Source organism: Anaeromicropila populeti (genome assembly GCF_900112775.1).
Taxonomy (GTDB): Bacteria; Bacillota; Clostridia; order Lachnospirales; family Lachnospiraceae; genus Anaeromicropila_A; species Anaeromicropila_A populeti.
The window spans coordinates 335307-358975 of record NZ_FOYZ01000002.1 but is presented as its reverse complement, the minus strand read 5'-3'; the positions used below and the strand labels follow the sequence as shown (position 1 = coordinate 358975).

Genomic DNA, 23669 nt, shown 5'->3' with positions numbered 1-23669 from the left:
AACCTATACCTGAACATCCTTCTCTAACATTTTCTTTATATATGCACCTGTAAAGGATTTCTTATTTTTTGCCACCTCTTCCGGCGTTCCCTTTGCTACAAGAGTGCCGCCCTTATCGCCACCTTCAGGACCGATATCTATAATATAATCTGCCGTTTTTATTACATCCAGATTATGCTCAATTACAACAACAGTATTCCCGCCCTCAGCCAGGCGGTGCAAAATTTCAATTAATTTATGCACATCTGCAAAATGAAGACCTGTTGTCGGCTCATCTAGAATATAAATCGTCTTGCCAGTACTTCTTTTACTTAATTCTGTTGCCAGCTTAATTCTCTGGGCTTCTCCACCTGATAAGGTTGTGGATGGCTGTCCCAGACGAATATAAGAAAGTCCAACATCATACAGTGTTTCTACCTTCTTGCGGATTGTTGGTACATTTTCAAAGAATTTTAGCGCCTCTTCAATAGTCATATCCAGTACTTCATAAATATTCTTTCCCTTATATTTTACCTCTAACGTTTCACGGTTATATCGTTTTCCTCCACAAACCTCACATGGCACATATATATCTGGCAAAAAATTCATTTCTATTTTGATAATTCCATCTCCGCTGCACGCTTCACATCGACCGCCTTTCACATTAAAGCTAAAACGCCCCTTTGCATACCCCTTTGCTTTTGCCTCTGCTGTACTGGCAAACAAATCCCGGATCATATCAAACATCCCTGTATAGGTAGCAGGATTTGATCGGGGTGTTCTTCCAATTGGCGACTGGTCAATAGAAATCACCTTATCTAGCTGCTCCACTCCCAGAATCTCCTTATGCTTTCCAGGAATACATCTTGCCCGGTTCAGCTTTTTAGCCAAAGTCTTATACAAAATCTCATTAATCAGAGAGCTTTTTCCCGAACCAGAAACACCAGTTACACAGGTTAAAACACCTAAAGGAACCTCCACATTAATTCCCTTTAGATTATTCTCTCTAGCACCAGAAATTGTTAAATAACCGCTAGGTATCCTTCTTTTTTCTGGAACTGGAATTCTAATCCTTCCACTTAGATAAGCTCCTGTTATGGAATTCTCATTTTCCATAATCTCCTTTGCCGTTCCTTCTGCTACTACTTGCCCACCTGCTTCTCCAGCCCCTGGACCAATATCCACAATATAATCCGCTGCAAACATGGTGTCCTCGTCATGTTCCACTACAATCAAAGTATTTCCCAAATCCCTTAAATCACACAGGGCATTTAAAAGCTTATCATTATCTCTCTGGTGAAGACCAATACTAGGTTCATCCAAAATATATGCTACACCTACCAGTCCTGAACCAATCTGAGTAGCCAGCCTAATTCGCTGGGCTTCGCCTCCTGATAGAGAACCAGTTGATCTTGCCAAAGTCAGATAATCTAATCCTACATTAACTAAAAAGCCAACTCTTGCCTTAATCTCTTTTAACACCAGTTCACCAATTTTCTTCTGCATTAGACTTAGCTGTAAACCCGAAAGAAACTTTTTCAAGTCAGCAATCGAGTACTCTGTCACTTCGGCAATATTTTTGTCACCTACCGTAACAGCAAGAGCTTCTTTTTTTAACCGTTTTCCTCCACAAGATTTACACGGAATTACTCTCATAAAGGACTCATATTCCTGTCGCTGGCTCTCAGAACCTGTTTCCCGATACCTTCTTTCCATGTTTTTAAGCAATCCTTCAAAGGTCACATCATACACGCCTTCTCCCCGCTGACTCTTATAATAAACCTTTACTGACTTTCCATTTGTTCCATGAATCAGCATGTTCTGTATATCTTCTGGATACTCTTGAAACGGAGTATTTAAATCAAACTTATACTCCTTTGCCAATGCTGTCAGTGTAGCCCCTGCATAACTGGTAGGATCGGTGCAGGACTGCCAGCCATGAGCTGCAATAGCACCCTCCGCAATACTTAATGATTTATCTGGAATCATTAAATCCTCATCAAATTCCATTCTGATTCCAATACCATGACAGTCTGGGCAGGCACCAAAAGGATTGTTAAAGGAAAAGATTCGAGGTTCAATCTCATCTATGCTGATTCCACAATCTGGACAGGAAAAGCTCTGACTGAAATTCATTGGTTCACCACCGATTACATCTACAATGAGCAGTCCCTCCGAAAGCTTCAGCACATTTTCAATAGAATCCGTTAGTCTCTTCTCAATTCCTTCTTTTACAACCAGCCGGTCTACAATCACTTCAATATTATGCTTTTTATTTTTATCCAGTACAATTTCCTCAGAAAGCTCATACAATGCACCATCTGCCATAACCCGGACATAACCGCTCTTTTTCATCTGCTCAAAAAGCTTTGCATGAGTTCCCTTTCGTCCCCGGACCACTGCTGCCAGAAGCTGAATCTTCGTTTTATCTGGTAGTTTCATAATCTCATCTACCATTTGGTCTACTGTCTGCTTTTTAATTTCCTTACCACACTTTGGACAATGTGGTACTCCAATCCGGGCATACAGAAGTCTGAAATAATCATAAATCTCTGTAACAGTCCCCACAGTAGAACGTGGATTTCGGTTAGTAGACTTCTGATCAATGGAAATAGCTGGCGGAAGGCCTTCTATGCTCTCCACATTGGGTTTCTCCATCTGTCCCAGGAATTGTCTTGCATAAGAGGATAAAGACTCCATATACCGACGTTGTCCTTCTGCATAAATGGTATCAAAGGCAAGTGATGATTTCCCCGAACCACTCAGCCCCGTTAACACTACAAATTGATCTCTTGGTACCTTCAGGTTAATATTCTTTAAATTATTTTCTTTGGCACCCCTTATTGTTATATACTTTCTGGTATCGCTCATCTTACATGTCCTTTCTCTCTGCTTATGCTGCAATCTATTGTTCATTTAAATGCTTCTTCAGCACGATTAGCTGATCCCTTAACTGGGCAGCCATCTCAAAATTCAGCTCTGCGGCAGCCGTATGCATCTGCTTGGTAATCTTTGAAATCATCGTTTCTAATTCTTTCTTTGTCATGGATTCTGGATCTTTCTCCATATCAACCGTATTGGTATCTACCTTCTTGGATATACGAATTAAATCTCTTACAGCTTTTTTAATCGTTGTTGGCGTAATTCCATGTTCCTCATTATACTTCTGCTGAATCTCTCTTCTTCGGTTTGTTTCACTAATTGCATGATTCATGGAATCCGTAATTTTATCCGCATACATAATTACCCTTCCTTCCGAATTCCTTGCAGCCCGTCCGATTGTCTGAATCAAGGATGTCTCCGATCGAAGAAACCCTTCCTTATCGGCATCTAAAATGGCAACCAGCGTAATTTCAGGTATATCCAGACCCTCTCTTAGTAAATTAATCCCTATTAAAACATCAAAAACATCTAATCTCATATCCCGGATAATCTCGGATCGCTCTAATGTATCAATATCAGAGTGAAGGTATTTTACACGAATACCGATTTCTTTCATGTAATCGGTCAAGTCCTCCGCCATCCTCTTGGTCAGCGTTGTAATCAGTATTTTATTATGCTTATCAACTTCCTTATTCACCTCTGCCACCAAATCATCTATCTGTCCTTGTACAGGACGTACATTCACTTCTGGATCTAAAAGACCAGTTGGGCGGATAATCTGCTCCACCCGCTTCAGCTCATGCTCCCTTTCATATACATTTGGTGTAGCAGACACAAATAATAATTGGTCAATCTTCCCTTCAAACTCTTCAAAATTTAATGGTCTGTTATCTTTGGCAGAAGGCAGACGGAATCCGTATTCAACCAGTGTTGTTTTTCGGGACTGATCCCCCGAATACATTCCTCTGATTTGCGGTATGGTAATATGAGACTCATCCACAATAATAAGAAAATCATCTGGAAAGAAATCAATTAAAGTATATGGCGGCTTTCCTGCCTCCAACCCAGCTATATGCCTTGCGTAGTTCTCCACCCCTGAACAAAACCCTGTTTCCCGCAGCATTTCAATATCATAATGGGTTCTCTCTGAGATTCTTTGGGCTTCCAATAACTTTTCTTCACTTTTAAAATATTTTAACTGTTCCTCCAGCTCTTCTTCGATTGCATGAATGGCTGTTTCCATATATTCGGGATGAACTACATAATGAGTTGCTGGGTAAATATGTGTATGATCTAACTCGTATAGCACCTTTCCTGTCAGAACATCTATCTCGGTAATCCGTTCTATCTCATCTCCAAAAAACTCTACTCTTACCGCAGTATCTGTTGCACTGCTCATAAAAATCTCCAGTACATCTCCTCTTACACGGAATGTACCACGCTTAAAATCTATATCATTCCTGTTGTATTGAATTTCAATCAACTTAGCAATAATCTCATCTCGATCCCTGATCATTCCCGGACGCAGTGACAATGTCATCTTACTATAAAATTCAGGACTACCTAATCCATAAATGCAGGAAACACTGGATATTACAATAACATCCTTTCGTTCCATCAAAGAAGCTGTTGCTGAATGACGCAGCTTATCAATCTCTTCGTTCACCGCAGAATCCTTTTCTATATAGGTATCTGTGGATGGAACATAAGCTTCTGGCTGATAATAATCATAATAGCTGACAAAATACTCTACTGCATTTTCAGGAAAAAACTCTTTAAACTCTCCATATAGCTGTGCTGCTAATGTTTTATTATGCGCAATAATTAACGTAGGCTTATTCAATGCCTGAATTACATTTGCCATGGTAAATGTTTTTCCAGAACCAGTAACTCCCAATAGTGTCTGGAACTGATTACCATCTTGAAAACCTTGTACCAGTTCTGTAATAGCTTCTGGCTGATCGCCTGTAGGTTGAAATTCTGATACTAACTTAAACTGTTCCATATTTGCCCTTTCTTCTTATACATGTTTTCCCAAATCCGTTCTATTATGTCTAGACATTATATCATAACCATATTTATTATTCAATATTTTTTCGAACTTTTGTTCTTATATTTTGATTAAGAAAAAAAGGTACCTCACAGAGAACTACTCTGCCTGGCACCCTTTACAATTCTTTTATTTCTTTTCATTTATCAATAATTTAATTGCCTCCTGAAGCTGGTTATCTTCCTCTGGCGGAACACTTGTCACAGCTTTCAGACTCTCATCCAATTCAACCTCCACATCAGGTAAAATTCCAATTTCGTGAATATTTCTTCCCTTCGGTGTATAATACTTGGAAGTTGTCAGCTTAATGGCTGATCCATCCTCCAATGGAAAAACTGATTGCACAATTCCTTTCCCAAAAGTCTTTGTTCCAACCAACGTTGCTAATTCATAATCCTGCAATGCTCCCGCAAAAACCTCCGAAGCACTGGCACTATTTCCATTTACAAGTACTACCATGGGAATATCCAGCGATTCTTCCCCTGTAGACTTATATTCTTCGCCTTCTCCATTTTTATCCATCGTGTATACAATCATTCCTTCTGGCAAAATCCGGTCCAGCATACTCACAACAGCCTTTAATGCGCCTCCCCCATTATCTCTTACATCAAAAATAAGGGATGTCATTCCTTCCTTCAGCAGTTCATCTATTGCCTGTTTAAACTGATTCACTGTCGAATCTTTAAAAGAACTGATTCCTATATATCCCACTGAATGTTCTAACATAGAATACGTAATCGTTTCAGCTTCTACCGCCTGCCTTGTTACTACAATTTCTATAGGTTTGCTTTCATCACCCCTCAATACTTCCAGGGTAACCGCTGAATCCTCTTCTCCCTTAATTAAACTAATAACCGCATTCAAATCCATGCCAGATATACTTTCTCCATTCACCTTACTGATGATATCTCCTGGCTGAATGCCAGCATCATAGGCCGGCCCATTTTCATATGGTTTTATAATTGTAATAACACCCGTTTCCGCGTTTTTTGCCACATACGCACCAATTCCCACATAAGTTCCCTGGGTTGATTCCATTACAGACTGATACTCCTCCTGGGAATAATAGGTGGAATAGGGATCGTCCAAACTGCTGACAAGTCCTTTATAAATGCCATTAGCAATATCCTGCTCAGAAATCTCATTTAAATAATACTGATCAATATATTGCTCCAACAGAGTCAGCTTTTCTCCTATCTGTTCCTTTTCTTCTCTTGTAATACTATGCTCTCTAGTTACTGAGCCATTCAAAGAATCTTTTAGTAAGAAAGAGAATTTCTCAATATGAAGTACCGTATAAATTACAACTAAGGCTGCCGTTATTCCTGTTAAGAAACCAACGAGAAATTTTTTATTTTCCATGAATCTCATCCTTTTTTATGGTTTAGAAACATAAGTCAGTGGATTCACATAACTTCCATTCACAGAAATACCAAAATGCAAATGCGGACCTGTAGATACTCCTGTAGAACCTACCGCCGCAATCACTTCCCCTTGGGAAACCTCCTGCCCTACCGATACATATACAGCAGAACAATGCATATACACTGTATAAATGCTGTCTCCATGATATATCATAATATAGTTTCCTGCTGCTGCCTGATAGGCGGATGTTACCACTGTTCCACCTGCTGCCGCTACAATGGAAGTGCCTGATGACACAGCAATATCAATACCCTTGTGATATGTACTGGCTCCAGCAGTTGGTGCTGTCCGATACCCGAATTGCGAAGTTATGGTTCCACTTACATTTAATGGCCATCGAAAACCCTCGGAAGATACTACACCACTATCACTAGTATCGTCCTGATTGGTGCTGTCATTGTTTCCATTATTATTCTGAAGTTCTTCTTGCCTGCGTTTCTCTTCTTCCTGTTTACGTTTTTCTTCTTCCTTTCTTATCTGTTCTTCAATTCTTTTCCGCTCTTCTTCCAGCAGCTTTTCGACTAATTCTTCCTGCTCTGCAATTGCCTTCTCATAGTTATTCACTTCATCCTTTGAAACAGCAATGTTATCTTCAAACTTTTTTAGCTCACTTGTTTTATTAGAAACAAGCTTCTCCACTCCATCCTGCTCAATTTCTAGTTCTTCCTTCATGGCATTCAATGTGTTCAAAGTACTTTCCAGTTCTGATTCCTTCTGCTCTACCAGTTTCTTACTTGCCTGATATTCCTTTAACAGATTATCATCATACTCTGCAATCTTTGATACATATTCAACCCGGTTCAACAAATCTGAAAAGCTGGAGGAATTTAATATAATATCTAAATAGTCTTCAGAACCATGCTCATACATATATTTTATTCTTTTTTTCATGGTTTCATACTGATTACTTTCTGTTTTCCTGGCTTCCTCTAAATCAACTCTGGTATTTTCAAGTTCTGCCTCTGTTCCTGTAATATTTTCCTGCATTTTCTGTATTTCCACCATTAAGCTGTTTAATTCTTTATCTAGCTTTTCAATATACTGAACTACATCTTCCTTTTCCTTTTCCAGCTCAGTAATTCTTTTCTCCATTTCCTCTTTCTTATCAATCAGACTTTCCATTTGCAGTTGGGCATCTTTAATTTCTGTTGCCATTGCACTTCCTGAAAAAAGAATACAAAATGCAGCTATAAAAACAGCTGATACCGTTATTTTTATTTTACGCTTCACACTTTACTCCTTTCAAAAACTACACCTTTAAATGACGCCGTACTGTTATATAGCTTCCAATAAAACCAATCCCTACTCCAATTGCCATTGAAACAGGCGTAAGAGAAGCAAAAACCTCTTTGACTGGTAAAAATGTCAAAAAGCTTCCTAAATCCCCACTCTTCTGAGCAATGTACGAAATAATTTTTTCATATACGGCAAATAATATTAGTAATGGTATAACCGCACCAATCAAACCAACAATTAATCCTTCTACAATAAATGGAGCTTTTACCAGAAAATCGGATGCCCCTACTAAACGCATAATCTTAATCTCATCTTTCCGTGTTGAGATTCCCATTGTAACCGAGGTATGAATCAAAAATACAGCCACAGCAACCAGTATAATAATAATAGCTGCTGAAATATACGCAACCAGCGAATTAAAACTAATTAATCCACGTACTGTTAATTCTGAATTATTCACCTGCCGTACTCCGGCCAGTCCCTCTACATACTTCACAAATTGATCCTGTTTTTCAATATTCTTTAAAAATACTTCATAAGAGGCCGATTCTTTTAATGGGTTATCCTCATTAAATGTGTCCAGCAGCTCCTCCTGTCCCTCAAACACTGTTTCCTTATAGTTCTCCCATGCTTGCTCCGCAGAAATGAAATTCACTTCCTTAACTTCCTCCCTTGCCTTGATTTGATTACCAATCTCATCAATAGCCTCCTGAGAAATCCCTTCATCAAAAAACACAGTTACCCCAACTGAAGTCTCTGCGTTTTTTATCATATATTGAAGATTGCTTATTACAAAATAAAATATTCCAAATAAAAATAAACATGCTGTTATGGTTCCAATGGAGGCCCATGAAAACATTCTATTACGGTTAAAATTTTTTAATCCCTGCACAATAGAATACCATAATAAACTAATTCTTTTCATAGCTGTATCCACCCTTTTTCTCGTCACTTACTACGATTCCTTTTTTCATGGTAACAACCCGTTTTTTCATCCTATCCACAATTTCCCGGTTGTGGGTTACTATAACCACCGTTGTTCCATTCCTGTTAATCTCTTCTAATAAGGACATGATTTCCCATGAATTCTTTGGATCTAGATTTCCTGTTGGCTCATCTGCCAAAAGAATAGATGGCCTGTTTACCAGTGCTCTTGCAAGTGCTACCCTCTGCTGTTCACCGCCTGAAAGCTCCTTAGGGTATGCCTCTGCTTTCTCAATTAGTCCAACTGTGGCTAATATATCTGGAACTTTTTTTAAAATCTCATGCTTACCAGCACCTATTACCTGCTGTGCAAATGCAACGTTTTCAAATACAGTTCTGTCTTTTAATAATCTGAAATCCTGAAATACAATACCTAGAGTTCTCCGAAATGCTGGTACTTGTCCACGTCTCAGCCGGGTCAGTTCCTTTCCATTCACATAAACCTTCCCTATGGTAGGTTCAACCTCTTTTAACATAAGCTTAATCAGAGTTGATTTCCCCGAACCGCTGCTTCCGACTATAAAAACAAATTCACCTTTCAGAATTCTCAAGCTGACATCCTGAAGTGCCTTCGTTTCAGAAGCATATGATTTTGACACATTCTCTAATGCGATAATTGGTAATTCATCTTCGTCATAAATAGTCATTCCGTAACTTCCCTTCTTACCTTACCTCATTATCAGTCCAGCTTTTCCATGTACTTCATGTATTTCACAACCATCAGCGCGATTTTAAAGGTTATGGCATCTTCAAATACACGCAAATCCAGATTTGTGCTCTTTTGAAGCTTATCTAAACGATACACCAGTGTATTTCGGTGAATATACAATTGCCTTGATGTTTCAGAAACATTTAAACTATTTTCAAAAAACTTATTAATCGTTGTTAAAGTCTCTTCATCGAAGCTGTCTGGTGATTTTCCGTCAAAAATTTCTTTAATAAACATTTTACATAGCGGCATTGGAAGCTGGTAAATCAATCGTCCAATTCCTAAATTATTATAGGCAACCACGTTTCGCCCACTATAGAAAATTTTACCTACATCCAGTGCCATCTTTGCTTCCTTATACGAACGGGAAACATCTTTAATTTCGTTTACAACAGTACCAAATGCTACATGAACCTTTGTCATAGCCTCTGTATTCAGCATATCCACAATAACCTTAGCTGTTTTATTTAAATCTTCATAGGTTTCATTCTGTTTTAATTCTTTCACCAGAATAATATTCTTTTCATCTACAGCTGTAATAAAGTCTTTTGTTTTACTTGCAAATAAGCTCCTGACTGTCTCTAGCGCATTGACATCCTTTTCATTCTTGGTTTCAATTAGAAATACAACTCTCCTGATTTCGGTATCAATGTGCAGCTTTTTTGCACGATTGTAAATATCCACTAGCAAAAGATTGTCTAATAGTAAATTTTTAATAAAGTTATCTTTATCGTAACGTTCTTTATAAGCAACTAAAAGGTTTTGTATTTGAAAAGAAGCAATTTTACCAATCATATAAACATCTTCACTATCGCCTTTTGCCAGTATTACATATTCTAACTGATGTTCATCAAACACCTTGAAAAACTGATATCCCTGCAACACCTGACTATCTGCCGGAGATTCCACAAAAGCCATAACTGCTTTTTCATACTCTTCCGCATTGGAAATCGTTGATGCCAATGCTTTTCCTTCTGTATCCATAACACAAATATCTGTTCTGGTAATTGACTTTAACCCCTCGATAGTATTTTGAAGAATTTGATTTGATATCATTCACTACACTCCTTTTAGTTCATTCTTTTATTTCAATTTATGGCTATTTTCCATGTAATTTTATCACTATTTTAGGGAAAAGTAAATAAAAAAAATAGAATCAACAATACTGATTCCACTTAACCTGTTCCTCACAACACATTTAAAGGGGGATACCTTACGGTATCCCCCTTTGTTCTTAATGGCAAATAACCATTTCTGTTTCCTTGTCAAATACATGAATCTTAGATAAATCAAACGCAAGCTTAATAGTATCTCCAGGTCTTGCATTAGTACGTGGATTTACACGAACTGTTAATTCAAACTGATCAATTGAGAAATACAAGAATACTTCTGCACCAAGCATTTCATAAACCTTGATTGTTGCTTCAATAACACCTTCTGGAGTGCTGTTAATGAAGATTTCTTCATCTTTAATATCTTCTGGACGAATTCCAAGTATAACTGTTTTATCCTCATATCCTTTATCCAAAAGAATCTTTCCTTTTGCATCTGGAAGCTTAATGGAATGAGAACCAAACATCAACATTACGTCATTTCCTGATTTTACAACCTTGGATTCAATAAAGTTCATCTGAGGTGAACCGATAAATCCTGCAACGAATAAATTGTTAGGTTTTGTATATAAATCAATTGGAGAATCTACCTGTTGTACAAGACCATCTTTCATAACTACGATTCTAGTACCAAGAGTAAGTGCCTCTGTCTGGTCATGTGTTACGTAGATAATAGTTGTTTCCAGTCTTTGATGTAACTTAGAAATTTCAATACGCATCTGTACACGTAATTTAGCATCCAAGTTAGATAGTGGCTCATCCATAAGGAATACTTTAGGATTACGAACGATTGCACGTCCCATGGCAACACGCTGTCTCTGTCCACCAGATAATGCCTTTGGCTTTCTGTCTAATAAATGTTCAATATCAAGAATTTTTGCTGCTTCATGCACTAACTTGTCAATTTTGTCCTTTGGAGTTTTTCTTAATTTAAGGCCGAATGCCATGTTATCAAAAACTGACATATGTGGGTACAAAGCATAATTTTGGAATACCATGGCGATATCTCTATCTTTAGGTTCTACATCATTTACTAACTTATCTCCAATCCATAACTCACCTGATGAAATTTCTTCCAAACCTGCAATCATACGAAGTGTTGTAGATTTTCCACAACCTGATGGTCCAACGAAAATGATGAATTCTTTATCTGCGATTTCAAGATTGAAATCTTTTACGGCAACAAATCCATTTGGATATGTTTTATTAATATTCTTTAATGATAAGCTTGCCATTATATTTCCTCCCTAAAACTGTATTGTGGTACATCAATACCTTACTATAAACCATATGATACACTATTTGTCTTCTTAAAACCATATCCCAATTAACCAAATAACTTTTTTCCCTTTTGTATATTTTGTATACTATCAAGAATATTTGACCAATTTTATAGTGATTTCACGAGAAACATGACTTATTACTGTTTATATTTTATAAAACCTTCTCCCATAACCTCTCTGGCATCGGTAACAATTAGAAAGGCTTTTTCATCTTCTGCTGCCACAATCTCCTTTAATTTAATAATTTGCTTTTTGGATACTACGCACATCAGCATATTTTTTTCTCTTTTTGTGTAGCCACCTTCTGCACGTATGAGAGTAACCCCCCTGCCCATTTTTTTCATAATGGCATAACTAAGTGCATCATGGTTATCCGATATAATATATGCAAGCTTGGCAAATTTTAGACCTTCCAGAATTCCCTCCATTATCCGGGATGTAAGATAGGCGGCGATTACGGCATACATTGCCTTGCCGGCCCCGAAAACAAATGCACCTGCTGTAATAATGGCACCATCCACCAAAAGCAGCAACTGGGCAACTGAATACCGGTGAACATAATGATTTAAAATGGCTCCCAGCAAATCTGACCCTCCCGTTGAAGTTCCTGTATAAAAAACAAGTCCTAATCCAGTTCCACTAAGCACTCCGCCAAATAATGCCGCCAGTAGATTATCCATCGATTCAATGGAGTAACTAGGCACAACAGCAAGAGCAAACGTATAACTCACCGTTGCGAATAATGTTTTTGCAAAAAATTTTTTACCTTTAATTTTATATGCAAATAAAAAAAGAGGTACATTTATAACCGCAGTAGTAAGCCAAACTGGAACTCCACCAGGTAAAATGCCCTCACTTATTTGTTTGATAACAATTGCTAAGCCTGACACCCCGCCTGGTACCATGTTCATCGGCTCATAAATTATATTTACCGTAGCGCCCATTAAAAATGTACCAATTATTATTAATCCTATATTCTTCCAATTAAATTGCTGACTTAGTAATATTTTAGACACACTATTCACCTTTTTTATTTTTATAGTGTGCTATTTTTCTTTTAAATATTCTGTTTTGCATTAATTTTTTTATTCTTTGTGGAATCCACAAAATAACGTCAAAATAAAATCTCTCCATCTTCATTTTTTTTATCAAAGCAGGAGCACTTTTATGTTTTCCCAGTAATTTATCAATAATTCCACCAATTCCAATGCATAGTTTTGCATTAATGGTTGCAGAATTTTCTATAATCCAGTTTTCCTGCTCTGGTGAATCCAAAATTACTGTTAAAATATCTGGATTTGCTCCATTGATTTCATTAATAACCAGCTCCACATTTATTTCAGGATTAATGCAGTATGCTCCCAAAATCTTTGTTCCTGGGTAAATCATATGGCAGAATTCCATAAATTGCTTTATTTTTTCTTCTGATGAGCCTACCACATACATTGTCTTATGTTCACCTTTAATGCCGTCCAGCAATTGGTACATGCACCTATAGTTGGTTACAATCCCCGTCTCTCGTAAAGCCTCAACATGAAATTCACTGAGCAGTGCTTCCTCACCTGGAATGAGCATATGTGCTTTTGACAAAATATCTTTATATTCCTCAACCTCCATTGCATCATATACCATTTTAGTCGAAAGCAGAAAAATAATATTTAAGTAGTCATTTGTTAAATACTGTTCTATCCTTGATGAAAACGAGTCTGTACTTATCAGATCTACATCCAGCCCCATTATACTTACCTTTGCTTCCATAACTGTCATTCCTTTTCATTTACTAATAATCTTGCGTTTACCAGTAATTAGTTTCCCCCTGAAAGTTGATCCATTGTTCCCAAAACAATTTCTATTTCGACATTTTCTGGCAGCCCACCACTGACTTCTATTGAAGCATCTTTAAAATATGCCAGCAAATCCTTTCCATACTGCGAATCTCTTACATAAATAATTGTATTTGTTAAAATTCCAGAGTTATAGTTTCCAAGCCCTATAACATTATACCCGTCTGCAACCAATTTTTCTTGGTATGCAGCTGCCAAACCTGCAATGTTGCTTCCATTCAAAATTTTAATGGCAAGTCCTTCTGATGTGACATCGTAATCACCAATGTCCTCACGTATTTTTTCTTCCTCTGTACCGTTTTTAATATCTGCCAATAGGGTATTACATTTTTCCACGTCCAGAGAAAAGGAATCCCCCGACTCATTTCCTGGCATCTGATAAAATGACACATTCTCCATCTTGGTTTTGTATAAAGCTGGTGTATATAAAAGCTTATTTTTTAAACTAATGTTTGTAAAACTGTTGCTGTACTGTTCTTTTATATATTGGATTATGTCCTGTTCACTTGACCATTCACGAATCTGTTCTTTAAAACTATCTTTAAATATAAGATATGACTCACCTTTTTTCATTTTGAATAGAGTCTTAAAATCTGTTGTATTCATTACTGTATAATAACTGATATCCAGTTCCAAGGCACTTTCTAAAAACTGAATCACACTGTCATATCGGATATCTTCGTCTAAGTATTCATGTACTTCATTCAGTCTGATTATCTGAGGTATCTCTGGGTTCACGGTGTACAGCTTCTGATAAAAATCTTGTGACAGTGTAATCTCTGAATTTACAGGTATTGTGATATAGCTTAGTGTATATGTATCACTATGAAATATCTCAAGCAGCATATACTTAATAGCTCCTGTTGTGTTATTTACTCCAAATATTAGGTTGTGTGCTACAATATCCACCTGAGCTTCTGTCAAAATTCCCTGTTTATCTGCTGCTGATTTATTTTTCAAATCATCCTTTGTACGATTATAATAAGCCTTAGTCGCCATATAGCTTCCAGAAAACAATGCTACAAAAAGGCTTATATAAATAAACGTTCTAGCAAATCCTCTTAAAAAAATTTTCAAAGGAGTCTTTTTCATATCTGACCTCATTACTCTTTCATACTGTTTCATGTCACAGAATTGACATTATTTTATTGTCTTAGTATAACAGATACATCCAATAAGATCAATTGATTTTGCGTTAAGCTATATAGAAACCCCTATAAAAGGTATTTCACTTCCATAGGGGTTTCTATTATTTTTACTTAGTCTATGCTTTTGTGTATCCAATTAAGTTATCTACATATCTTGTTCCTTGAACAGCAGCATTGTTTGTACACTCTTCTGTTACTGTTCCAACACAATATCCAATAATTCCTCCCACATAAATGTTTCCTGTAACACTTCCGTCATTACTGCAATAGCTTGCTGTGCCACCATAGGTATAACCTGCAATTCCTCCTACATAAGTTCTTCCATTTACAGTAGCAAAAGAATCTCCATTTGTAATAAGTGCAGTCTCATTGTTTTCTTTTATCAGCTCTAATACGTTTCCATCTGCTTCTGCTAGATTACTACAAATTTCTATTGTTGCTCCATTGTTATAGCCTATGATACCGCCTACGTAGCTTTTCCCGTTGACACTGGTAAAACTGTTACAGTCTGCAACCATTCCTAAGTTGCTATAGCCAGCCATGCCGCCCACATAATAAGTTCCAGTAATTGTTGAGATACTTTCACAAGAAATGATTGTTCCTGTGTAATTGTATCCTGCAATACCTCCCGCATAGCTTACTCCATTAATGTCTTGTAAGCTAAAACACTCTTTTACGCTTCCTCTGTTGTTATAGCCGACGATTCCTCCTATATAATTAGAACCACTGACAATACCATCCATGCTGCAATTTTTAATAATACCCTCTGAATAACCAGCTATTCCTCCTACATATGAATCTCCTTCTATTACACTGTCAATCACATCACAGCCTTCTATAACTGTACTGCTTCCCATTACAGCTCCGACAATACCACCAACTTTATTGGCACCGATAATGTGTACATTCTTTAGCACCAGATTTTTAATTTCTGCACTATTTACCACACCAAAGAAACCAACATAATCCGCTGTTTGATTGCTTATAACAAAATTCTCTATTGTATATCCATTTGCATCAAAATATCCAGTAAAAGATTTTGTAGAAGTTCCAATTGTTGTCCATTGTTCGCCTTGAAAATTAATGGAGCTGCCTAGTTTGTAATATCCATCTAATTCATATCTGATGTTGACCAATTCCTTTGTTGTCTTTAAAATATATGGATCTTCTAATGTTCCTCCACCTTCTGGTATTCCATCCGTAATAATTCCATGAATCAGCTCTGGTATCGGAAGTGGTCTTAAATATGGATAACTGGTACCCTCATCTATTGCCCACACACTGGTGAAATCCCATCCTTCATAAGTTGACATTCTCATCATACCGCCAGTCAACTTACAATAATCAATTGCAAGCCCTGGATTTACTCCTGTTAAAATACCATCGTAAAAACTCTTTGTAACTTCAATAAATAATTCTGTGGAGCACAAACCACCGACAAAGGTTCCAGTTGCTGTTATTTTACATGCAACATAGCAGTAGCTGATATAGCTTGTAGATTCTGAAATTCCTATTATACCAGCTACATATTCCTGTCCGCTTATTGAGCCGAGCACATGACACTCTTTTACCAAAACACTCCAGCTATATCCACATATTCCACCTACATAATACGTTCCTGTAATAATTCCAGCAGAATAGCTGATTTCTATCGTAGTATTGCTTGCATATCCTGCAATACCTCCTACATAATAAGCCCCTGTCACATTACCTGTCGTATAACAGCTGCTGATTGTCCCGTCCATGTATCCAATTAATCCACCAATATAATTTTCGGTGACTGACACCTGAACAAACGTAGAGCAGTTTACAACCGTTGCTGTTCCTTCTCCTTCAAGCTTACCAATTAGGCCACCAACATAACTGATACCTGTTACTGTTCCCGTTTTGACATTACAGTTATAAACAGATACCTTTTCTCCTACTGCAAGACCAATTAAACCACCAACATAGCTTCCGCCTGTAATGGTTACTTGTGTAATGGTTACATTTTTTATAACTGCATTCTTTACTACCCCAAAGAAGCCTATGTAACTAGTATTTGTCTGTTGAATTAACAAGTTAGAGATTGTATAGCCATTTCCGTCAAAACTTCCTGTAAATGGAAGTTCAACTCCACCCAAAGGAATCCAGTCAATCCCTTCCAAGTCAATGTCTGCCCCTAATACAAAATATGCGTTTAATTCATATCTTATATTAATCAACTGGGTTGCTGTCATAATTACATATGGATCCTCTTTTGTTCCAGCACCTGTTGGCGAATCTGTGCCATCTGGATTTACAACCCCCTGTGGTTTATCCAGATCTCGCAGATATGGATAGGAACTTCCTTCCTCAATACACCACCATGAGAAATCCCATCCTGTAAAATTCACAGCTTTTTTCATTCCATTTGTAAGCTTACTTGTGTCTGTAGCTGTTTTAGGTAAAATGGTACTTACAATTCCGTCATAATAACAACTTGTAGTTGTAATGTTTTGAATACTTCCATAAATTCCGCCTGCATAGCTTCCTGTGGCTGTTATTTTAGAAGCAGCATAGCTGCTGTATAAATAGGTTGTTTCTCCACTAATTCCGATTATTCCGCCTACATACTCTGCACCAGTGACACTTCCCAGCACAAAGGTATTTATTATTGTAATGCTGTAGCCATATCCAACAAGTCCGCCTACATAATTCACACCTGTCACCTGACTGTCCGAGTAGGACATGCTTATTCCACCGGTTGTATATCCTGCAAGTCCACCAGCATAATCACTAGTTGCTGTAACAGTAACAGAACTGGAGCATTTTACAATAACCGCTTTTATAGCGTCTTCTATTTTACCAACAAATCCTCCTACATAACTAATACCACTGATAGAACCAGAAAGTACCTTACAGTTTTTAATATACGTACTATTGCCTTTTGTTAAGCCAGCAAATGCCCCTACATAACTTCCTGCTTTTATATTAATATTATTCAACGTAATGTTTCTGATTAAAGCATTTTCTGCCACACCAAACAAGCCACAGTAATCCATAGTCGTCTGATTGATTGTTAAATTCGATATGGTAAATCCATTTCCGTTAATATTTCCTGTAAATGGAGTTTCTGCTGTACCGAGAGGTACCCATTCCATACCGCTCAAGTCGATATCATTAACTATTTCATAGTAAGCTGTCAAATCATACTGTATACTTACCAACTGCTGTTTATTTTTAATGATGTAAGGATCTTCTGCTGTACCAGAACCCTCTGGTAAATCATCAGCTACTGGTCCTTCAATTCCCGTAGGAATCTCCATATCTATTAAATATGGATAGCTCTTATACTCATTAATTTTCCAGATTGTATCAAAATCCCAGTCTGTAAAATTAGCCCTTCTCTTTAAAGCACTTGTATAGCGGGCATTTTCCTCCACTACAGTTAATCCTGCATTAATTGTTCGATTATAATAACTGCTTGTGACTACAAGACTTCCTTTTGTTCCATACAGTCCACCTACATAGCTTCCTGTTCCTGTAATCACAGCCGCCGTATAACAGTTTGTAAGATATACCTTTGTAGAAGATACACTTCCTACAATACCACCCACATAGTTTGTTCCTGTAACAGTCCCAAGATTATAACAATTAACAATGGAACCGCTAGTTTTGTATCCAACTAATCCAGCTGTTCTTACTGCGCCAACTACATCTGCCACCGCATAGCTTTGGATAATGTCTCCTGTTTCATCATATCCCGTAAGACCACCAACATAATTAGCACCTTGTATATTACCTTTTACATAGGATTTTGTAATTGTTCCTTCAAAGCACCCTGCAAGACCACCTATCCGATCTCCGCTGCCAATTACCTCTACTTCTGCTGATGACTGAGTCATTGCATTTGGACTTGCATATACTACATATCCCAGCAATCCACCTATGTAACCAACACCTGCAATACGGGAATCTGCAATATGACAGTTCTCTATTGTCCATGCATTTCCTAACAAATAACCAACTAGTCCTCCGACATAGTTTAAGCCTGTAACCTTTGCATTTTCTAACGTTATATTTTTGATACATGCATTATTTGCTATTCCGAAAAATCCCACGTAATTTGTTGTACTTTTACTGATTGAATAATTACTAATGGAACAGCCATTACCATTAAAACTTCCAGTAAATGGTGCGTTTGTGCTTTTACCAATTATATCCCATTCTGTTCCATTTAAATCAATTGAATTTTCCAATACATAGTCTGCCGTAACTTCATATTTTATCATTTGAAGCTGGGCTGCTGTTTGAATCTTGTAAGGATTTTCCTCTGTTCCATTTCCTGATGGTAAGTTTGTGCTAATATCTGCGATTACTCCATCTGGTTTTTCCAGTTCCTTAAAATAAGGATAGGTAACACCTTCTTCTATTGTCCAGACAGCTTCAAAGTCCCATCCTTCATAGGATGCTTTGTGAATCAGCCTGTTAGTTAAGCATGATTTATCATATGCTGTATTCGGTATGATTGTACTGACTGGTCCATCATAATAACTGGCTGTTAGTACAATATTGGAGTTGGAAGTACACAAACCGCCTACAGACGTTCCTGTTGTATGAATTGCTACTGTACTATAACAATTTGTAATGTAAGTCTTTCCACCTACACTTCCTAAAATTCCGCCTATGTAATTAGTTCCTATAATTGAACCTATTGCATAACAATTGGAAATGGTTCCATTTAATTTGTAACCTGCTATTCCTCCCACATAGGTACCATCTGTCACTTTTACATTGGAATAGGATTCTTCAATAACTCCTGCATTGCTGTATCCGACAAGTCCTCCCACATAGCTGACAGCCTCAACTGTACCCTCTGCCCAACATCGCTGAATTCCGCCGTATAAGTATCCGATCAGATTACCTACATATTTATCCGTTCCAATTACCTCTGAATTAGAAGAACACTTTAAAATTGCTGTTGTACCAGCCTTAGCAACATAACCGGCCAACCCACCAACATATGCTGTTCCACTGATTCTTGCATCTTCAACATGACAGTTATCAATTGTATTTCCTGTGCCTAGTACTTCTCCAAATAATCCACCTACATAATTTTTTCCATTTATCTTCAAATTACTAAGAGTCAAATTTTTTACAGATGCATCACTAATTACACCAAAAAAACCAATATAATTAACCGTTCCTCTGCTCACTGAAAAGTTACTAATAACAAAACCCTTACCATCAAATTGTCCTGAAAATGGTTCTGTTGTTGTTCCCAGTGGTTCCCATTCTCCAGCTGTTAAATCAATATCATTGGCTAGTACGTAAGATGCTGATAATTCCCATCTAACTGCCTGTAGCTGCTCTTTGGTTTTTATCACATACGGATTTTCTGTCGTTCCTGTTCCTTCCTCAAAAATATTTTCTGTACTTCCAGTTACCTGTTCTGGCTTTGGCAAGCTTCTTAAAAATGGGTAGGTTACTCCCTCTTCTATATCCCAGGTAGTTTCAAAATCCCATCCAATATAAGTTGCTTTTCTCTTCATAGCATCCGAAACTCTACTCAGACCTGAACTGTTTGAATTAGTTATACCACAGACTACTCCATCGTAAAAACTATTTATTGCCGTTACATTTGTGACTCTTCCTGCCAAACCTCCTACTGTAGTATTTACAGCAGATACAGCAGCAGCCACATAGCTGTTTGAAATAGTCAAAGCTGCATTTGAAATTCCTGCTATTCCTCCTATGTAACTAGTTCCACTTACATTTCCCAGTGTATAGCAGTTAATAATACTGGATGCACTGTAATTATATCCTACAATGCCTCCCACATTTGTAGTACCTGTTACTGATGCAGCGGAATAGCAATTGACTACATTGGATATTGTCGTATGATACCCTGCTATTCCTCCCACACTTGTTACACCCTGCACATTTCCTTTTGTATAACAGCTTGAAATTCCTCCATAAAGATATCCGATAATTCCTCCCACATAACTTCCTGATGCAATAATTTCCGTATTGGAAGAACATTGCTGAATTTCATAGGTACTAATTGACGTTGTATTTCCTACTATACCTCCTACATAGGATGTACCTGTTACAGAACCACCTTCCACATGACAGTTTTGTATCCATAAATCTGCTCCTGTGGCACTACCAGTAAATGTACCTACATAATTTTTTCCTGTGATATAAGCATCTTTTATGGTCAAATTCTTAATACTTGCATTGCTGATTACGCCAAAGAAACCAACATAACTTGCTGTACTTTGGTTTATGGTAAAATTACTTATTGTATAACCATTTCCATCAAATCCACCTGTAAATGGCACTGCACTGGAACCAACTGGTGCCCATTCTGTTCCATTTAAATCAATATTATTTCCTAAAACATAATAAGCAGATAATTCATATTTTATTGTTTCCAAATCTGCAATTGTATTAATAATATATGGATCTTCTAACGTACCTGTTCCCTGTTGCAGGCTGCCCCCGCCACCAGTATTTACATTATCTGGTTTTGGCAGACTTCTTAAATATGGATAGGTAATTCCTTCTTCTATACTCCATATAGTTGTAAAATCCCAGTTTACATAACTTATTTGTTTTTTTAATGCTGTTGTGGTTTTACTTACCTGAATAGTACTAGTAGACACCAGTCCGCTTACTGTCCCATCATAATAACTATCCACAATAGTCAAATAAGAGGTACTACCCGCGATTCCTCCTACCGTTGATGCTTTTGCACTAATTTGTGCAGCCCCATAACAATTAGTTATTGTTGTAGCTGCACCAGCAGCTCCTGTGATTCCGCCTATAATACCATTACCGCGAATAGAGCCTGCAACAAAACTATTGGTAATGGCTCCTTTTCCGCGATAACCTGTCAGACCTCCTGCATAATTATCAGAAGCTGTAATGTCAGCAACGCTATAACACTCTGTTATATCTGTTTGTCCATTGCTGTATCCAGTTAATCCTCCAACATAACTTGTTCCTGAAATAACACCTGCTGTGTAAGAATATTGTATATTTCCATAGCTATTTCCTATTAATCCACCAGTCCTTATTCCCGTTGATACTATGGTTGTATCTGAAGAACAATGGCTAATTGGATTGACACTACCCGCCGCTATCGTTCCTACAAGTCCTCCTACATAAGATGCACCTGTTACTGAACCACTGGCAGCAGCCACATATTCCATATCCCATGTGGTTCCCTGTACAATACCTGCTACTGTTCCTACGTAGGACTTACCTGTAATAACTGCATGATCAAATGTTATATTTTTAATAACTGCATTGTTTACTGCACCAAAAAAACCCACATAATTTGTTGTTGATTTTGTAATAGTAAAATTACTAATACTGTATCCATTTCCATCAAGACTTCCTGTAAATGGGTCTGCTGTAGTTCCAACTGGCTCCCATTCAATTCCACCTAGATTAATGCTGTTTCCCAATTTATAATAATCACCTAAGTTATTATAAATTATAAGAAGCTGCTTTTTAGTTGTTATAATATACGGATCTTCAATGGTTCCTGTTCCTTTCAGTTCTTCCTCAATCGGAGGTCCCGCTACCTGTTCTGGTTTTGGCAATATATTTAAATAAGGATAGCTTTGTCCTTCTTCTATAGACCAGACTGTGGAAAAGTTCCAGTTTTCATAAGTTGCTCCACTTCTCATTTGCATGGTTGTCTTTCCTGCACTACTAGTTGCCTGAGCATCCAGTTCACTTACGCTGATATCAAAAAAGCTGTTGGAAATATCTAAGTTGTCTTCCTTACTACATAATCCTCCCACGTTGCTGTCATTCGCTAATATCAATGCAGAAACATAGCAGTTGGTCAGGTATGTAATTGTTGTACATTGTCCAATCATACCTCCAACAAAACTATTTCCCTGTATATTGGATATAACGTAGGAATTCTCTACAATTCCTCCATTACTTTCCCCCAGTAATCCTCCAATGTAATTATTACCGTTTACACTTTTTAAGCTGTAGCATTGTTCAAGAGTACCCCCACTCATAAATCCGACTAAACCACCAATGTAATTATTTCCTTCTATACTTCCTTTTGTATAACAGGCTTCTATTGTACCTCCTGTACTATGCCCGCTGATTCCACCCACATAGTCAAATCCCGTTACAGCATTTGCTGCATTACTGCCGACAATACCACCTTTTATACTTCCTGCCACTCCACCTGCCTTGTTGCCTGTCGCATTAACATCTGCCGTAACACTACAGTTTCTTATTATGATACTGCTCACTGTGCTTGTACTGTCTGTTGCACCAATTAATCCGCCTACATAATTATTTCCTTTTACTGTTCCAGCCTCTATCCTGCAATTTTCTATGTACTTAGACGAACCCTTTGCAAAACCAGCCAGTGCACCTACATAATCCTTGCCTTCTATAATAGCATTATTAATTGTAACATTTTTAATAGCTGCATTATAAATGACACCAAATACACCTGTGTAATCATTTTCAGATTGTATAATTACATTGCTCATGGTAAAACCATTTCCATCAAATACCCCTTCAAACGGAGCATCTACTGAACCAATTACCGTAAAGTTAATGCTACTAAAATCAATATCATTTCCTAAACGATAGTGTTCTGTAAGATTTTCACGAATAAAGTCAAATTGGTCTGCGTCTGTGATTATGTAATACTGATCTTCTGCCAATTCAGGTATTCCAGATGGTTCCGGAGTTGGCGTTGCTGCCAATTCCGTTTCCGTTGGCTCTGGTGTCGGTGTTACTGCCAATTCCGTCTCGGTTGGCTCTGGTGTCGGTGTTACTGCCAATTCCGTCTCGGTTGGCTCTGGTGTTGGTGTTGTCGCCTGTTCCGCCTCTGTTGGATTTGGCGTTACACTAATTTCTGACTCCACCGTTACACCCGACTCAGGACTATCACCTAGTTCTGCTGCCTGAACATTGGTACACATTGACATGATCATAGTAAAACACACCACATATGCCCAGATTTTTTTAAGTAGCTTTCTGTTCATTCTCATTCCTCCCTCAAAAT

12 protein-coding genes are annotated in these 23669 nt (G+C 37.6%); all 12 read right to left on the bottom strand.

What is annotated here, in order from left to right:
* Positions 1-3: 3 nt before the first annotated feature.
* The 12 genes from uvrA to BM305_RS03775 all read right to left on the bottom strand — a co-directional run bounded on the left by uvrA (position 4) and on the right by BM305_RS03775 (position 23649).
* Complete coding sequence (gene uvrA / locus BM305_RS03830) at positions 4-2850, bottom strand: excinuclease ABC subunit UvrA (protein WP_092559444.1); 2847 nt, start codon at positions 2848-2850, stop codon at positions 4-6.
* Between the two features lie 34 nt (positions 2851-2884).
* Complete coding sequence (gene uvrB, locus BM305_RS03825) at positions 2885-4867, bottom strand: excinuclease ABC subunit UvrB (protein ID WP_092559370.1); 1983 nt, start codon at positions 4865-4867, stop codon at positions 2885-2887.
* Between the two features lie 174 nt (positions 4868-5041).
* Positions 5042-6274: a S41 family peptidase gene (locus BM305_RS03820; protein WP_177214529.1), complete on the bottom strand. Its 1233-nt coding sequence runs from the start codon at positions 6272-6274 to the stop codon at positions 5042-5044.
* A 15-nt stretch (positions 6275-6289) separates the two neighbouring features.
* On the bottom strand, positions 6290-7567 hold the full coding sequence (locus BM305_RS03815; RefSeq protein ID WP_092559368.1) for a murein hydrolase activator EnvC family protein: 1278 nt from the start codon (positions 7565-7567) through the stop codon (positions 6290-6292).
* A 19-nt stretch (positions 7568-7586) separates the two neighbouring features.
* Entirely contained in the window at positions 7587-8498 is a 912-nt protein-coding gene (ftsX, locus tag BM305_RS03810; RefSeq protein ID WP_092559367.1) for a permease-like cell division protein FtsX, read from the bottom strand.
* The gene (ftsE, locus tag BM305_RS03805) at positions 8485-9204 is read right to left on the bottom strand and encodes a cell division ATP-binding protein FtsE (protein ID WP_242940445.1); all 720 of its coding nucleotides are present in this window, start codon (positions 9202-9204) and stop codon (positions 8485-8487) included. The genes ftsX and ftsE overlap by 14 nt, the downstream gene beginning before the upstream one ends.
* Before the next feature lie 32 nt (positions 9205-9236).
* Positions 9237-10322 carry a PucR family transcriptional regulator gene (locus BM305_RS03800; RefSeq protein WP_092559366.1) on the bottom strand — a complete coding sequence of 362 codons (1086 nt, stop codon included), beginning with the start codon at positions 10320-10322 and terminating at the stop codon, positions 9237-9239.
* 178 nt (positions 10323-10500) lie between these two features.
* Entirely contained in the window at positions 10501-11613 is a 1113-nt protein-coding gene (locus BM305_RS03795) for an ABC transporter ATP-binding protein (protein ID WP_092559365.1), read from the bottom strand.
* Positions 11614-11798: 185 nt separating this feature from the next.
* Positions 11799-12677, bottom strand: a complete 879-nt coding sequence (locus tag BM305_RS03790) for a YitT family protein (RefSeq protein WP_242940444.1) — start codon at positions 12675-12677, stop codon at positions 11799-11801.
* A gap of 1 nt (position 12678) precedes the next feature.
* On the bottom strand, positions 12679-13419 hold the full coding sequence (locus BM305_RS03785; protein ID WP_177214528.1) for a WecB/TagA/CpsF family glycosyltransferase: 741 nt from the start codon (positions 13417-13419) through the stop codon (positions 12679-12681).
* Between the two features lie 47 nt (positions 13420-13466).
* Entirely contained in the window at positions 13467-14597 is a 1131-nt protein-coding gene (locus tag BM305_RS03780; RefSeq protein WP_177214527.1) for a LytR C-terminal domain-containing protein, read from the bottom strand.
* Positions 14598-14769: 172 nt separating this feature from the next.
* Entirely contained in the window at positions 14770-23649 is an 8880-nt protein-coding gene (locus BM305_RS03775; protein WP_092559362.1) for a M26 family metallopeptidase, read from the bottom strand.
* Between the last annotated feature and the right edge of the window lie 20 nt (positions 23650-23669).

Coding starts and splice junctions, on each gene's coding strand:
- uvrA (WP_092559444.1), bottom strand. CDS start 2,850: ATGAGCGATACCAGAAAGTATATAACAATAAGGGGTGCCAAAGAAAAT.
- uvrB (WP_092559370.1), bottom strand. CDS start 4,867: ATGGAACAGTTTAAGTTAGTATCAGAATTTCAACCTACAGGCGATCAG.
- BM305_RS03820 (WP_177214529.1), bottom strand. CDS start 6,274: ATGGAAAATAAAAAATTTCTCGTTGGTTTCTTAACAGGAATAACGGCA.
- ftsX (WP_092559367.1), bottom strand. CDS start 8,498: ATGAAAAGAATTAGTTTATTATGGTATTCTATTGTGCAGGGATTAAAA.
- ftsE (WP_242940445.1), bottom strand. CDS start 9,204: ATGACTATTTATGACGAAGATGAATTACCAATTATCGCATTAGAGAAT.
- BM305_RS03800 (WP_092559366.1), bottom strand. CDS start 10,322: ATGATATCAAATCAAATTCTTCAAAATACTATCGAGGGGTTAAAGTCA.
- BM305_RS03795 (WP_092559365.1), bottom strand. CDS start 11,613: ATGGCAAGCTTATCATTAAAGAATATTAATAAAACATATCCAAATGGA.
- BM305_RS03785 (WP_177214528.1), bottom strand. CDS start 13,419: ATGGAAGCAAAGGTAAGTATAATGGGGCTGGATGTAGATCTGATAAGT.
- BM305_RS03780 (WP_177214527.1), bottom strand. CDS start 14,597: ATGAAAAAGACTCCTTTGAAAATTTTTTTAAGAGGATTTGCTAGAACG.
- BM305_RS03775 (WP_092559362.1), bottom strand. CDS start 23,649: ATGAACAGAAAGCTACTTAAAAAAATCTGGGCATATGTGGTGTGTTTT.